Raw genomic sequence first — 13,484 nt, 5'->3', positions numbered from 1 at the left:
ATCGGTGACAGCTGATTATTGAAAAGTATTTCATCTGCGCCCTTACGTGCTATGTAGGATCACCCACAATCAAACTCCGATAATGCCCCGGATTCGATCCGCTCCATTTACGAAACGCCTTATAAAACGAACTGGTATCGGCAAACCCCAGCCGCTCGGCAATCTGCGCGAAGCTGATCTGCGGTTCTGCCAGCCAGACAATCGCCAGCTCCTTGCGCACGCTGTCCTTGAGGCCTTGGTAGGTCTGCCCCTCTTCCGCCAGGCGCCGGCGCAGGGTTGATGCAGAGATACACAGGCTGATAGCGAGGCCCTCGGTTTCCGGCCAGGTGTCGGGGGGCATTCGGCGCAGGTCGTGCTTGATGCGGTTGGCCAGGCTGTCGGGGTCGCGGTATTTGACCAGGATGTTGGCCGGCGCATGGGCCAGGAAGCGTTTGAGTTCCTCTGCGCTGCGCTTGATCGGCAGGTCCAGGCAGTCGGCGGAGAAAATCATGCGGGTGCGTGGCCGATCAAACCGTAAGTTATCGGAAAACATCACCTGGTAGTCATCGCAGAAATCCGGCCGGGGGCAGCGCAGTTCGATGGCCAGGATCGGTATCCGTCGCCCTGCCAGCCAACAGGCCACGCCATGTACGATCATCCAGTAGGTGAAGTAGGTAAACGCCCGCTTGGGCTCGACCTCAGGCTCCAACAGCACGATCTCGGCCAGGCTTTGCTGGCGCACCAACTGGGCGGGCAGTTGCTCGAACATCAAGGATAAAAACCCCAGGCCGGTTTCCAGGCTGGCGTCCAGGCTCGTTTGCGCCATGGCTGCGCGACACAGGAACGCCAGGCTGCCGGATTTGAGCTTGCGTGGGTCCATGCCGAAGAACTCATCGTCCAGGCGCCGCGCCAGCAGGCGCCACAAACGTGCGTAGGTGGTGGCCGACACCCGTGCAGCGGGCTGGTCGAGCAGTGCCGGGTCGATGCCGACTTTGTTCAGCACTTCAACGCTGGCCGCACCCGGCGCGCAGCTCTGCAACAAGGCTTCGCGCACGAGGTGGATGGAAATGGTGTCTTTTTCCGACATGGGAGGTTGGGCAATCCGATCGCGCACAAGATGGCCTGCATCATAAGGGCGGTTGCGCTTCGCCACCACCGTTCAGCCGCTGTTCAGCAAACGTCAATATTCCTTGTTTAGTAATGAGTATCATTATGTTACAACTTAGCCTCCTATCTAGTTATGATGCGGTGCCGAATGCTTGTTCCTTTTCTCATCATGCTGCGCGAAGGCATTGAAGCCGCGCTGATCGTCGGCATCATCGCCAGTTACCTGCAACAGACCGGCCGCGGCCAGTGGATGCCCGCCGTCTGGATCGGCGTCTTCCTCGCCGCCGCGCTCGCGTTGCTGGTGGGTGGTGGCCTGGAATTGGTCAGCGCCGAATTCCCGCAAAAACAGCAGGAATTGTTCGAAGGCATCGTCGGCCTGGTCGCCGTGGGCATCCTCAGCTCCATGGTGTTCTGGATGCGCAAGGTCGCGCGCTCGATCAAGCACGCCCTGCATGAATCTCTCGACCACGCGCTGGCCGGCTCCAGGCACCAGGTCACGGCGCTGATCCTGATGGTGTTTTTTGCCGTGGCCCGTGAAGGCCTGGAAACCGTGTTTTTCCTGCTGGCAGTGTTCCAGCAGAGCGAAGGCCCGGGCGCTCCGATTGGCGCCCTGCTCGGCCTGATCCTGGCGATTGTCGTCGGCTTCCTGATCTACTCCGGCAGCATGCGCCTGAACCTCGGCGCGTTCTTCCGCTGGACCGGCCTGTTCATCCTGGTGGTGGCTGCCGGCATCCTGGCCAACTCGGTGCAGGCCCTGCACGAAGCCGGCGTGTGGAACCACTGGCAGACCGTCTTGTTCGATTTCAGCGCCGTGCTGCCGATGGACAGCCCGCTGGGCTCGGTGCTGGCCGGGATGTTCGGCTATCAGGAAGCACCGACTATCAGCACGCTGGGCGCCTACCTGATTTACCTGGTAGTGGCCCTGGTGATGTTCTTCCTGCCTGCGGCACCGGCCAAGCCTGCCGCCACCTCCTCTTCCGTTTCCAGCCATTAAGGACCGTCTCTTGTCCAACCCAACTCCTCAACCGGCTTCGCCACCCCGCGCCTTGCGCTGGGCCGTGGCGGGCTCGGTGGTCGTGATGATCGCCGCCGGCGGCCTGTTCTATTACGCCTCGCAGCTGGCCGCCAGCAAGCGCCAGGCCAACCACAATGAAATCGCCGTGACCATTCATGGCCACGCCTGCGAGCCCAACGAGCTGACCGTACCGGCTGGCCGTGCGAGCTTTCGCATCATCAACCGCTCGGACCGGGCGGTGGAATGGGAAATACTCGACGGCGTGCTGGTGGTCGAAGAGCGCGAAAACATTGCGCCGGGCCTGAGCCAGGTGATCAACGCCAACCTGTTGCCCGGCGATTACGCGATTACCTGCGGCTTGCTGAGCAACCCGCGCGGCACCTTGCATGTGACGCCAACGGCGGAGTCCGATGCCCAGGCCAAGGCCAAGCCGTCGATGGTGGCGTTTATCGGCCCGCTGTCGGAGTTTCGCGTGTACCTGAGCAGCCAGGGCAGCGCGCTGGTCAAGGCGGTGACCGCCCTGCAGCAGGCAATCGACGCCGGTGACCTGGCCCAGGCGCAGGCCCTGTATGTGCCGGCCCGCGAGGCTTATCAACGGTTGGCGCCGGCGTCACAGCGCCTGGCCGAGTTAGACAACGCCATCAACGCGCGTGCCGATTACTTCGAAAAGCGTGAACAGGACCCGGCCTTCAGCGGCTTCCACCGCCTCGAATACAGCCTGTTCCAGCAACGCACCGTCGAGGGCCTGGCCCCGGTTGCGCAGCGCCTGCTTACCGACGTCACCACCCTCAAGCAGCAGTTGCTGGCCCAGTCGCTGCCGCCGGAGCAACTGGTGGGCATCGTGGTGCGCAACCTCAACAGCCTCGCCGACGTGCGCGCCCTCAGCGGTGAGGAAGAGCGCTACAGCCATATCGACCTGAATGGCTTTGCCGCCAACCTCGAAGCCGCGCACAAAGTGGTCGAGCTGATGCGTCCGCTATTGACCAAATCCGCCGCTGACTTGCTGCCGAAAGTCGACAGCGCCCTCGCCGCCTTCGATGCCGAGTTGCAAGGCTTCAAGGTCGACAAAAGCTACGCGACGTATGACAGCGTCACCGCCGATCAGCGCAAGCAGATCGCCGACAAGGCCAAGGCTCTGGCCGCTGCACTCGATGGAATTGACCCAGCCCTTGGCCTCTCCGGCCTGCAGTGAAGACGAACGTACCCATGAGTGATTCAGAACAATTTTCCGCACAGCGCCGCCGTGTCCTGCTGGGCATGGCCGCGACCGGCGCCGCGATTGCCGGCAGTACCCTGACCTGCCCGGCCATGGCGGCCGCCGCCGAGCAAGTCACCACTGCACCGCGCAGTGACAAGACCCAGGACCACCACGATTATTTCGGCAAGCACCAGAGCGGCATCGTCACCCCGCGCCCGGCCTGCGGCATGCTGGTGGCATTCGATGTATTGGCCAGCGACCGCGAGGACCTGGAGCGCCTGTTCCGCACCTTGAACGAGCGCATCAGCTTCCTGATGACCGGCGGCACTGTGCCGCAAGTCGATCCGAAGTTGCCGCCCATCGATTCCGGGATTCTCGGCCCGGTGGTCACCCCGGACAACCTGACCATCACCGTGTCCGTTGGCGAATCGCTGTTCGATGAGCGCTTTGGCCTCACCGCCGCCAAACCCAAGCGCCTGAGCCGCATGGTCGGTTTCCCCAACGATGCGCTGGAACCGGCGCAGTGCCATGGCGACCTGAGCCTGCAGTTCAGCTCCAACACTCCGGACACCAATATCCACGCCCTGCGCGACATCGTGAAGAACCTGCCTGACCTGCTGCTGGTGCGCTGGAAGCAGGAAGGCAGCGTGCCGCCCCAGGCACCGAGCAAACCCGGAGAGCCCGCGCAGAGCGCGCGCAATTTCCTCGGTTTCCGTGACGGCTCGGCCAACCCGAACTCCAACGACGACACGGCGATGAACCAGATCGTCTGGGTGCAGCCTGGCAGCGACGAACCCGCCTGGGCCGTGAATGGCAGCTACCAGGCCGTGCGCATCATCCGCAACTTCGTCGAACGCTGGGACCGCACGCCGCTGCAGGAGCAGGAAAGCATCATCGGCCGCGTCAAGACCACGGGCGCGCCAATGGACGGCCATCAGGAAACCCAGGTGCCGGACTACAGCAAGGACCCCGAAGGCAAGTTGACCAAGCTCGATGCCCACATCCGCCTGGCCAACCCGCGCACCCCGCAGACTCAGGCCAACCTGATCCTGCGTCGGCCGTTCAACTACTCCAACGGCGTCAATAAAAACGGTCAGCTGGACATGGGGCTGCTGTTCATCTGCTACCAGGCTGACCTGGAGAAAGGTTTTATCAGTGTGCAAACCCGGCTCAACGGCGAGCCCCTGGAGGAGTACCTCAAGCCGGTCGGCGGCGGGTATTTCTTCACCTTGCCAGGCGTCACCGGGCCCAAGGATTTCATTGGGCGCACGCTGCTCGCTGCAACGCATCCTCAAACCACTGCCAACACCTAAAACAAACCCAGAGCGGAAACCGTCCCATGAAAAAGTCGACCCTCGCGTTGTCGTTGTTTATGACCCTCTCGCCGCTGGCAGCCTTCGCCGCCACGGCGCCGTTGGACCTGGTAGGCCCGGTTTCGGACTACAAGATCTACGTCACCGAAGAAATCGGCGAACTGGTGACCCAGACCCAGGCGTTCACCGACGCCATCAACAAGGGCGACCTGGCCACCGCCAAGAAGCTCTACGCGCCGACCCGTGTGCACTACGAGTCCATCGAGCCGATCGCCGAGCTGTTCAGTGACCTGGATGCCTCGATCGACTCCCGTGTCGACGACCACGAGAAAGGCGTGACGGCCGAAGACTTCACCGGTTTCCACCGCATCGAGTACGTGCTGTTCTCGCAGAACACCACCAAGGGCCTGGAGACGCTGACCGCCAAGCTCAACACCGACGTCAATGACCTCAAGACCCGCGTCGATGGCCTGACCTTCCCACCGGAAAAAGTCGTCGGCGGCGCCGCAGCGCTGCTGGAAGAAGTCGCCGCGACCAAGATCTCCGGCGAAGAAGACCGCTACAGCCACACCGACCTCTACGACTTCCAGGGCAACATCGACGGCGCGAAGAAAATCGTCGACCTGTTCCGTGGCCAGATCGAGAAGCAGGACAAGGCGTTCCTGGCCAAGGTCGACAAGAACTTCGCCACCGTGGACAAGATCCTGGCCAAGTACAAGACCAAGGACGGCGGCTTTGAAACCTACGACAAGGTCAAGGAAAACGATCGCAAGGCGCTGGTTGGCCCGGTCAACACCCTGGCCGAAGACCTGTCGACCCTGCGCGGCAAGCTGGGCCTGAACTGATCAGGCGCACCTGACCTCCCGCGCCGGGCGCGGGAGGTCGGCGGCTCAACGGGCCGGCTGGAACCCGTTCAGTGGTGTGCCGAAAGGTTTGCCACTGCGCGGGTCAATCGCATACCAGCGGCCATTGTAGGGTGCCGCGTGCACGTCCACTGCCTCATAGCGCCCAGCCCTTCCCTCTGTCGGCATGCCGCCAGATGCTTCAGTACTGCTCGCCTGCCCGGCAGCGATGAGTAAATAGGCGCGGAGCTTCTCCTCGGCCGTGACCATATGCGGCATCACCTTGCCCCACTTCAACGCGCCCCCGGCCAGCAATACCGGCAACTTCACCACCCCCTTGATCGCGGCATTGATCAACTGCGGGTAACCATCCAACGGATTCAGCGCCGCACTGCTGAACAAAGCGGACTGCCGGACGAAGTCGAACGCACGGTCGCTGAAGCTTGCTGCAGGCTTTAGCGGCGCCAACGTTACAGCAGCAGGCTTGAACCGCGTGCCCAGCCGGCTCGGCACCAGGGCCTTGGCCGAGCGAATCAGCCCACGCGCTTGCCCGCCCGCACCAATGGCCACGCCGACAACATCCAGCGCCAGGTTAGCCAGGCCGGCACCGATATTGCCTTGCTTGAACTCCTGATACGCGCCCACGAAGGGTACGAACCCCAACAGAAATCCATGCTCGCGGGCCCGCTCTTCGCGGCGTCGCTCCAGTGGCAGCGGTTCGCTTGCGCGTTGCAACATCGACTCGGTAGATTGGTAAAAATTGTCCTGGGCGATCCTGTCGGCAATGCTTTGCGTCTTTCGTGAGGCATAAGTGTCCGGCACGTAGGATTGCGCCGTATGGTTGGCGGGCAATTCGCGCGCAGGAAACTGAGGTCCCAGCCGCTCCACGATGACCGTCGAGGGCTTCACATTGGGTCCCGTCGGAGCGCCGCCGGCATAGGCCTCGAGATCGAAAGGCATCCGCGTAGCGCGCACCACCGGCAAATACACAAAGCCACGCGGAGATGGATAGCGCTCATGACGAATGACGCCATCCAGCTCGATGGTCTTGGGCAAATCCGTGCGCTTGATGATCTTGCCCTGGGCGAACAGCTCGAAATACACCACCTCGGGTCCATGCTCCACACGCATCAAGGTGCCTTGTCGCGCCCTGCGCGCGAGTCTCAGCGCTGCGGTTTCGCTGTGTTCGGTCACACCAGTTTCGGCACGCAAGGTGAACAGCTCGACCTTGCCCAGTTCCAGCAACCTTCGATCATCCAGCGGCAATTCGGCAAGCATCAGCTTGAGCTTGATGGCATAGGCCTGCTGAAGCTGATCCTGATGCTGGCCGATTGAAGTCTTCAGCGCCCCGTCGAGTTCAGGCAGGCGACGAATAAGCGTGTCGAGCCGGGTGCGCGCCGCTTCGGGAATCTGCGGTGTGCTGGCGGGCTGGTAAGGTGTCCTGGTCGCAGGCGGCGATGCGGGCATGTCTTCGCCGAGCACCCATTTGCCCGGCGTGAGGTCGCCCGTCATGTAGGTTTCGACCAACGAGCGGGTGCGCGGCTCCGAGATCGGCAGGTTGCGCCGGTCCTCGGCGCTGGCCAGTTGCACACTGAGGTTTTCCAGCTCGGCCGGGGTGGTGCCAGGAAACACACGCTGCAGCTCCTTGACGGCCAGGGCCCTGCGCGTCGGCAGCGGCGCGCTCGCACGCGTGAAGGCGCCGGCGGCCTCTTCCCGCTGTTTGAAAAATGCCCGCGCGGCGTCCTCGATATCCGCCTGCGAGTATTCACCGTCACTGCGCTGCCTGACGCTGCCGTTCAACACCCCCCAGTCCGCGAGGATCTTCAGCGCATTGAGTTGCATCAGCGTGGCCTGCTCGTCGCTGGTGGGCGCCAGCGTGGTCAGGGCACTGACCTGTTGCTCGTTCATCCTTCTCGACGTCCCCGGCGCGTGGTGATCCGCCAGTGCGCAGCCCAGGCGCAATTCCATCCAGGCCGGGGTGCCGAGGTGCACCGATTCCGGCACATCGTGCACCAGCATTTCCGGCGCTGCCTGGGCCAGGCAGAGCTGGGTCGCCACGACCGCCAGCTTGGGGTCCAGACCTTTGTGCTGCAGATGAAGCTCGATATCACGGCGCACGGCGCTGAAACTGCGGCCCATGTTCGAGGGCTGGTAGATCGAATAACCGCCGACCTCGCCAGGCTTGCCGGGCATCGCGGGGTCGACCTGCAGCTTGATCGCGGCAATCACCAACTGTTGGCGCAACACCTTGGGCAACGCCACGGCACCGCCTGGGCCGACCGGCCACTGCAGCGCGCTGGCCAGCTGTTCGGCGAATGCCAAGGCGTCCTCGCTGTCGAGCAGCCTGTCCAGGTGGCTCTGCGGATCCGCCTGCAGCGCTTGCAGCGTGACATTCGACAGTGCACGAAACTGCGCGCCGCCTAGGCGGGTACTGGCCATCGCACTCACATTTTGTCGGTCCTGCTCGGTCAGGGCGCCGGGCGTCCATGGCTGCGTGAGCAAGGCGCCGTAGTCCCCCAGGGGTGGCGGCGTCGGCAAAGAAGTGCGTAGCCAGGCAATCACATTGCGGGTTTCTTCCACGTTGCGCGGCGAGCCCAGCCCCTTCAGATCCAGCAGTTGGCGAATATCCTGACGGGGCGTCGAATACACGCTATTGCCCAACGGCACGCTGAGTGCGGTCAGCGCCTTGAGTTCCTCGCCCAATGCACGCTCTGCGTCGATGTGGTGGGTCAGGTCCAACCAGCCGCCGACCGGGCTCAGGCATTCCAGGCGGCCTTCAGACACTCGAAACAGCGCGTCCGGCCAGGCGACACCTTCGCGCTCAAGCAGGCGGGTCATGTCTGCGCGCGCGACGAACTGCTGCAAGCACTGCGTGGCAGCCTCGCTGTTCCGCGGCAAGGCCGAGGCCGGTGCGACGTCGCTGGCATGGCTCGACCAGTCCGTGCGCGCTGCCGGCGGCAGATGCTCAAGCTCGGCTTCAAGGCGATCGGCCAGGTCATCGCGCTCCTCCAGTTCGCCGATCACCTGCCATGTCTGCTCAAGGGCACTGGCGTTGACGTGGCTGACCAATGGGTGCGGCAGCCATAGCGCGTCGTCTTGCCCGATAAAAGGCAGCCCCTGGTCGGTAGGGTCGAGCAGTTCGCGAAGCGGCCGCAAGGTGCGCGAAACCTCGTTCCAACCGGAGTTGTCGGTCAGGCTGAAGCGGACTGCGCTGCGCACGCCCTCATGGTCGGCATAACCCTCGACATGGTCACGGTGGAACGTCAGGGTTGCCGGTTCAAGGCGCTGCTCGACCATCCACTGCTGCAACAGTGGGCGATTGAGCAACTGCTGGTACAGGCGCAGCGCAGGGCCCGGGCGGCTGTCCGGCGGAACCTCGACCAAGATGTGGCCGCTGATTTCAGCGGCAGCGATGCGCTCAGTCAACTGGGCGTCGGCAGCGGCGGCACGGCCGCGATCCTGGGCGGGTAATCGCGTCCACTTGTCATCGGGTATGGGCGGCTGCGCGACGGCGGCGCGCCGCCGGCGGGGGCTGGAGGGTTGAGCCCAGGCGGGCTCAGGTGCAGCAGTCACTGCGCTCGGAGGCAGCGCAGCGTGAGGAATGGGAAAAGGATTGCTCAGCGACATCAGCATAGGACAGGGCTCTCTCGGATACGGCCATAAGGACCAGGTCCGCCCATCCGTGAACGGTGAGAGCCACTGTAGGGACGCTACGCGCTAGCTGACTGTAAGCGCTATCCGATGCCCTTTACCCGTGCATTGCTGATGATTTCAGCGCGGGCCTACAGGATTCGGTACAACAACCGCTCGATCCGCACGCGGCTGACGCGACGCAAAAACTTGCCCACCGCTTCCGGATAATCCACCAGTGTCTGCAGATCCTGATAACGCTCGATCCGCGTGGTGTGCTGGAAAATCTGCGCCAACTCTGTCCGCCGTGGGCCGAGCCACTGGCCTTGCGGGTCGTCGAGCAGCAAGGCGTTTTCCAGGTCGAGACGGAAGGCCCGTGGGTTGAGGTTGTTGCCGGTGAGCAGGGTGTAGCGCTGGTCGATCCACATGCCCTTGAGGTGGTAGGTGTTATCGCCGTCTCGCCACAGGTGCAGGTTCAATTGGCCGCTGTCGATCATCGGCTGATGGCGCTTGGCGAAACGGCGCAGGCTGATTTCATACAGGTAAGGCAGGGCCGAGATCACCTTGAATGGCTCGCTCGGCGGAATGTAGAAATCGTTGGCGGTCTTGTCGCCCACGATAATGTCGACCTTGACCCCGCGCGCCAACGCACGGTTGATTTCCCGGGTGACCGGCAAAGGCAGGTTGAAGTACGGCGTGCAGATGGTCAGTTGATGCTGGGCGCTGGCGATCAGCTCGAGAATCACCCGGTTCAGTGGGTTGTTCTTGCCCACCCCCAACAGCGGGCTGACAGACAGGTGGCCATTGGGCAATTGTCCCGCCGTGGTGTCGTAGGCCGCGTGTTTGAGGCGGCTGCGCAGGTCGCCGATGTCGTTGCGCAGGCTGCGCGTCGTCGGCGGGTTCGGCAGGTCCAGGCGATGCACGGCCTTGGACGCCACCAAGCCATGCTCCACCAGATGTTGCATGGAGTCGGCCAGCGGTTGGCTGTGGATCAGGTGGTAACGGTCGAAGCGGTATTTGTCGAACTTGTGCAGGTACACGTTGTTGAGGCTGGCGCCGCTGTACAGCACGCTGTCGTCGATCACAAAGCCCTTGAGGTGCAACACACCGAACAGTTCGCGGGTTTGCACCGGCACGCCGTACACCGGTACTTCGCTGCTGTGGCTTTGCGTCATGGCCTGGTACCAGGCGCTGTTGCCCGGTTGTTTGCCGGCGCCGATCAGCCCGCGCTGCGCGCGCAGCCAGTCGACCACCACCACGATGTCCAATTCCGGCCGCGCCGCCTTGGCGGCGTGCAGGGCGTCGTAGATTTCCTGCCCCGCTTCGTCCTGCTGCAAATACAGCGCGACGATGTAGATACGCCGGGTGGCCCGGGGGATCTGTTCCAGCAGGCAGCGGCGGAAGGCGTCCGCGCCGGACAGCACGTCGATAGCGTCGGGAGAGAGAGGAAAACCGCGCAGTTTGGGCAACAGGGAGCGTTTGAAGAACGACGGCATAAGGCTCGCAATGGGTCGAATCCGAAGAGGCCTCGAGCTTACACCATGGGGGTGCTCAGGTCTCGTCGTCGCCGATGGAAAAAATTTAATTGATTAAGAAGAACGATCGTTCTACTGTCCGTCACATGAACGACTCACTGCGCAATGATACCCACGACATTATCCTCGACGTCACCGAGAAGTTGATCTATCGCCATGGCATCGCCGCCACGGGCATGGACTTGCTGGTGAAAACCGCCGGGGTCTCGCGCAAAAGTATTTACCGTTACTTCGCCAATAAAGATGAACTGGTCATTGCCGCCCTGCACCGCCGCGATGAGCGCTGGATGCACTGGTTGCGCACTGAAGTGGAACGTACGGAGGGCAGCGGCGAACGTCTGCTGGCCGTGTTCAGCGCGCTTGAAACCTGGTTCGGCTCGGCGGACTTTCGCGGTTGCGCCTTTATCAATACCAGTGGCGAAACCGGCGACCCGCAAGACCCGGTCCGCCTGCTGGCCAAAGCGCACAAACAGAAACTGTTCGAGTACGTACTTGAACTGTGTGAAGCACATGGCACCCCCGACCCCGAACGGCAGGCCGCGCACTTGCTGATCCTGATCGATGGCGCCATTACCGTGGCATTGGTCATGGGCGATTCAACGGCTGCCGATAACGCGCGCTGCATGGCGCGAACGCTACTCGGGCTTTAATCCCCCAGGTCCGCCACTTTCGATCAATCCGTCCAAAGAGCTGCCCCCATGTCTTCTGCCGCAGAATCACGCCCACCGTTGCCACCGTTCACCCATGCCTCGGCCATCGAAAAGGTGCGACTGGCTGAAGACGGCTGGAACTCCCGGGACCCGCAACGCGTGTCGCTGGCCTACACGCCGGACACCCAATGGCGTAACCGCGCCGAGTTCGTGCACAACCGCGAGGAAGCCCAGGCTTTTCTCACGCGCAAATGGGCCAAGGAGCTGGAGTATCGGCTGATCAAGGAACTGTGGGCTTTTACTGATAACCGCATCGCCGTGCGCTATGCCTATGAATGGCATGACGACTCGGGCAACTGGTTCCGCTCCTACGGCAATGAGAACTGGGAATTCGACGAAAACGGCCTGATGGCCAACCGTTTTGCCTGCATCAATGACCTGCCGATCAAGGCAAGCGAGCGCAAGTTCCACTGGCCGCTGGGCCGGCGCCCGGATGAGCATCCGGGGTTATCGGAGCTTGGGTTGTAGGCCCGACGCTGCCCACCTGTGGGAGCGGGCTTGCTCGCGAAGGCGATGGTTCAGCCAACACTTTAACGACTGACGCAGCGCTTTCGCAAGCAAACCCGCTCCCACATTGGTATATGCAGTGTCCGTCAGTCCTGGTTCAGCCCCACCCGATACAACACGCCGTTATCTTCATCCGTGAGCACATACAGGTAGCCATCCGGCCCCTGCCGCACGTCGCGAATCCGCGCCTTCAAGTCGCCGAGCAAACGCTCTTCGTGGATCACCTTGTCGCCATCGAACTGCAGCCGGATCAACTCCTGGCTGACCAGTGCGCCAATAAACACGTTGTGCTGCCATGGTTTGAAGCGATCGGCATCATAGAACGCCATGCCGCTGATGCCCGGTGATTTTTCCCAGACGTGATGCGGCGGCACGGTGCCTTCCACGGTCTTGCCCTGGGCCTCGGGGATCGGTGTCAGCGAGTAATTGATGCCGTGGGTTGCCAGCGGCCAGCCGTAGTTCTTGCCGCGCTCGATGATATTGATTTCATCCCCGCCGCGCGGCCCGTGCTCGTTTTCCCAGATCGTGCCGCTCCACGGGTTGAGCGCCAGGCCCTGAGGGTTGCGCTGGCCGTAGGACCAGATTTCAGGGCGTACCCCGGCTTGGCCGACAAAGGGGTTGTCGTCCGGCACGCGGCCGTCCGGGTAGATGCGCACGACCTTGCCCTGCAGTTTGTCGAGGTCTTGGGCGGTCGGTCGATCGTTGTTTTCACCCAGGGTCACGAACAGGTAGCCATCGCGGTCAAACGCCAGGCGCGAACCGAAATGGTTGCCGGTGGAGAGCTTCGGCTCCTGGCGCAGGATCACCTTGAAATCGGTCAAGCCGCTGAGGTCTGGCGCCAGGCGGCCACGGCCGACGGCGGTGCCGGCTTTACCGTCCTTGCCGCCGCCTTCAGCGTACGAAAGATAGACCAGTCGATCCTGCTTGAAGTCCGGCGACAGCACCACATCGAGCAAGCCGCCCTGCCCCTTGGCCCACACCTGCGGCACGCCCGTCAAGGGTGCCGACAGCTTGCCGTCCGGGCTGACAAAGCGCAGGTGGCCTGGCCGCTCGGTAACCAGGAAGCCTTGCTTATCGGGCAGAAACGCCACCGCCCACGGATGGTCGAGGCCCTTGGCGATAGCGGTGGCGGTGATGCTGCCTTGTTCGCTGGGGAACTGCTGGGCATCGGCCGCATACACGGCGGTCAGTGGCAGCAAAGTGGTTGCGCACAGCGCGGCTAACAGGGTTTTACGTACAAACATAAGCAGAGTCCTTACCGGCGATTGCCGTTGGCATCATAGGTGGGGGCTTTGGTTTCGGTGGCCGGACGGCTCGGCGCGGCGTTGCGCTGGGGATAGCGATTGCCGATGCCACCATTTTCCAGGGTCGGGGTGCGCTGGGTCGGGCCGGTCTGGATACCCCGGGTCAACGGCGCAGTGGGCTGGGTGCCCTGCATGCTGTTGGGGTTGGCCCGGTGAATCGGGCTGTTATTGGAGTCGCTTGAGCCGGGCAGGCTTTTCGCCTGAGCCAACGGCAGCAGTGCCAGGCCCAACGCCAGCACTGCGAGGTGACGCACACAGCTGTTCATGACAAAGCCTCTCTGGGGCGAGGGTTACGTGCTTTCGATAACACGCTACGCCTTGGGTTCGGCTTTCGACACTAAATA

Annotated in this window: 11 protein-coding genes; 6 read left to right on the top strand and 5 right to left on the bottom strand. The window is 62.8% G+C overall.

Annotated features, from left to right (window positions below; genetic code table 11):
• Positions 1–49 precede the first annotated feature (49 nt).
• Positions 50–1,066, bottom strand: a complete 1,017-nt coding sequence (locus tag QMX97_RS02525; RefSeq protein ID WP_282395843.1) for an AraC family transcriptional regulator — start codon at positions 1,064–1,066, stop codon at positions 50–52.
• Between the two features lie 168 nt (positions 1,067–1,234).
• On the opposite strand from QMX97_RS02525, the gene efeU reads away from it, so the two are divergent.
• The 4 genes from efeU to efeO (QMX97_RS02505) are packed head-to-tail and all read left to right on the top strand — an operon-like array spanning position 1,235 to position 5,457.
• Positions 1,235–2,080 carry an iron uptake transporter permease EfeU gene (gene efeU / locus QMX97_RS02520; protein ID WP_120448511.1) on the top strand — a complete coding sequence of 282 codons (846 nt, stop codon included), beginning with the start codon at positions 1,235–1,237 and terminating at the stop codon, positions 2,078–2,080.
• A 10-nt stretch (positions 2,081–2,090) separates the two neighbouring features.
• Positions 2,091–3,293 (top strand): iron uptake system protein EfeO, encoded by a 1,203-nt coding sequence (efeO, locus tag QMX97_RS02515; RefSeq protein WP_262132329.1) that lies wholly within the window; start codon positions 2,091–2,093, stop codon positions 3,291–3,293.
• A 14-nt stretch (positions 3,294–3,307) separates the two neighbouring features.
• Positions 3,308–4,612, top strand: a complete 1,305-nt coding sequence (gene efeB, locus QMX97_RS02510) for an iron uptake transporter deferrochelatase/peroxidase subunit (protein ID WP_282395838.1) — start codon at positions 3,308–3,310, stop codon at positions 4,610–4,612.
• A 26-nt stretch (positions 4,613–4,638) separates the two neighbouring features.
• Positions 4,639–5,457, top strand: coding sequence for an iron uptake system protein EfeO (efeO, locus tag QMX97_RS02505; RefSeq protein WP_106804004.1), 819 nt, complete (start codon positions 4,639–4,641; stop codon positions 5,455–5,457).
• Between the two features lie 45 nt (positions 5,458–5,502).
• On the opposite strand, the gene QMX97_RS02500 is transcribed toward efeO (QMX97_RS02505), so the two are convergent.
• Complete coding sequence (locus tag QMX97_RS02500) at positions 5,503–9,027, bottom strand: hypothetical protein (RefSeq protein ID WP_282395837.1); 3,525 nt, start codon at positions 9,025–9,027, stop codon at positions 5,503–5,505.
• A gap of 209 nt (positions 9,028–9,236) precedes the next feature.
• Positions 9,237–10,580, bottom strand: coding sequence for a CDP-diacylglycerol--serine O-phosphatidyltransferase (pssA, locus tag QMX97_RS02495; RefSeq protein WP_120448508.1), 1,344 nt, complete (start codon positions 10,578–10,580; stop codon positions 9,237–9,239).
• 125 nt (positions 10,581–10,705) lie between these two features.
• Here pssA and QMX97_RS02490 point away from each other — a divergent pair, with 125 nt between their 5' ends.
• Positions 10,706–11,269, top strand: coding sequence for a TetR/AcrR family transcriptional regulator (locus QMX97_RS02490; RefSeq protein WP_282395836.1), 564 nt, complete (start codon positions 10,706–10,708; stop codon positions 11,267–11,269).
• A gap of 48 nt (positions 11,270–11,317) precedes the next feature.
• Positions 11,318–11,797: a nuclear transport factor 2 family protein gene (locus QMX97_RS02485; protein WP_106804008.1), complete on the top strand. Its 480-nt coding sequence runs from the start codon at positions 11,318–11,320 to the stop codon at positions 11,795–11,797.
• 125 nt (positions 11,798–11,922) lie between these two features.
• On the opposite strand, the gene QMX97_RS02480 is transcribed toward QMX97_RS02485, so the two are convergent.
• Both QMX97_RS02480 and QMX97_RS02475 read right to left on the bottom strand, forming a co-directional pair.
• Positions 11,923–13,080, bottom strand: a complete 1,158-nt coding sequence (locus tag QMX97_RS02480) for a PQQ-dependent sugar dehydrogenase (protein ID WP_282395835.1) — start codon at positions 13,078–13,080, stop codon at positions 11,923–11,925.
• A gap of 11 nt (positions 13,081–13,091) precedes the next feature.
• Positions 13,092–13,406, bottom strand: a complete 315-nt coding sequence (locus tag QMX97_RS02475; RefSeq protein ID WP_282395834.1) for a hypothetical protein — start codon at positions 13,404–13,406, stop codon at positions 13,092–13,094.
• Between the last annotated feature and the right edge of the window lie 78 nt (positions 13,407–13,484).

Origin of the sequence: Pseudomonas sp. PS01298 (assembly GCF_029959745.1) — a bacterium.
In the GTDB taxonomy this organism is placed as follows: domain Bacteria; phylum Pseudomonadota; class Gammaproteobacteria; order Pseudomonadales; family Pseudomonadaceae; genus Aquipseudomonas; species Aquipseudomonas aylmerensis.
The sequence above is the reverse complement of the archived record's forward strand: the minus strand, read 5'-3'. Positions and strand labels throughout refer to the sequence as shown.

Bases quoted from the DNA above. Each gene is read 5' to 3' on its own strand.
- QMX97_RS02525 (WP_282395843.1), bottom strand. From the start codon at position 1,066: ATGTCGGAAAAAGACACCATTTCCATCCACCTCGTGCGCGAAGCCTTG.
- efeU (WP_120448511.1), top strand. From the start codon at position 1,235: ATGCTTGTTCCTTTTCTCATCATGCTGCGCGAAGGCATTGAAGCCGCG.
- efeB (WP_282395838.1), top strand. From the start codon at position 3,308: ATGAGTGATTCAGAACAATTTTCCGCACAGCGCCGCCGTGTCCTGCTG.
- efeO (WP_106804004.1), top strand. From the start codon at position 4,639: ATGAAAAAGTCGACCCTCGCGTTGTCGTTGTTTATGACCCTCTCGCCG.
- pssA (WP_120448508.1), bottom strand. From the start codon at position 10,580: ATGCCGTCGTTCTTCAAACGCTCCCTGTTGCCCAAACTGCGCGGTTTT.
- QMX97_RS02490 (WP_282395836.1), top strand. From the start codon at position 10,706: ATGAACGACTCACTGCGCAATGATACCCACGACATTATCCTCGACGTC.
- QMX97_RS02485 (WP_106804008.1), top strand. From the start codon at position 11,318: ATGTCTTCTGCCGCAGAATCACGCCCACCGTTGCCACCGTTCACCCAT.
- QMX97_RS02480 (WP_282395835.1), bottom strand. From the start codon at position 13,080: ATGTTTGTACGTAAAACCCTGTTAGCCGCGCTGTGCGCAACCACTTTG.
- QMX97_RS02475 (WP_282395834.1), bottom strand. From the start codon at position 13,406: ATGAACAGCTGTGTGCGTCACCTCGCAGTGCTGGCGTTGGGCCTGGCA.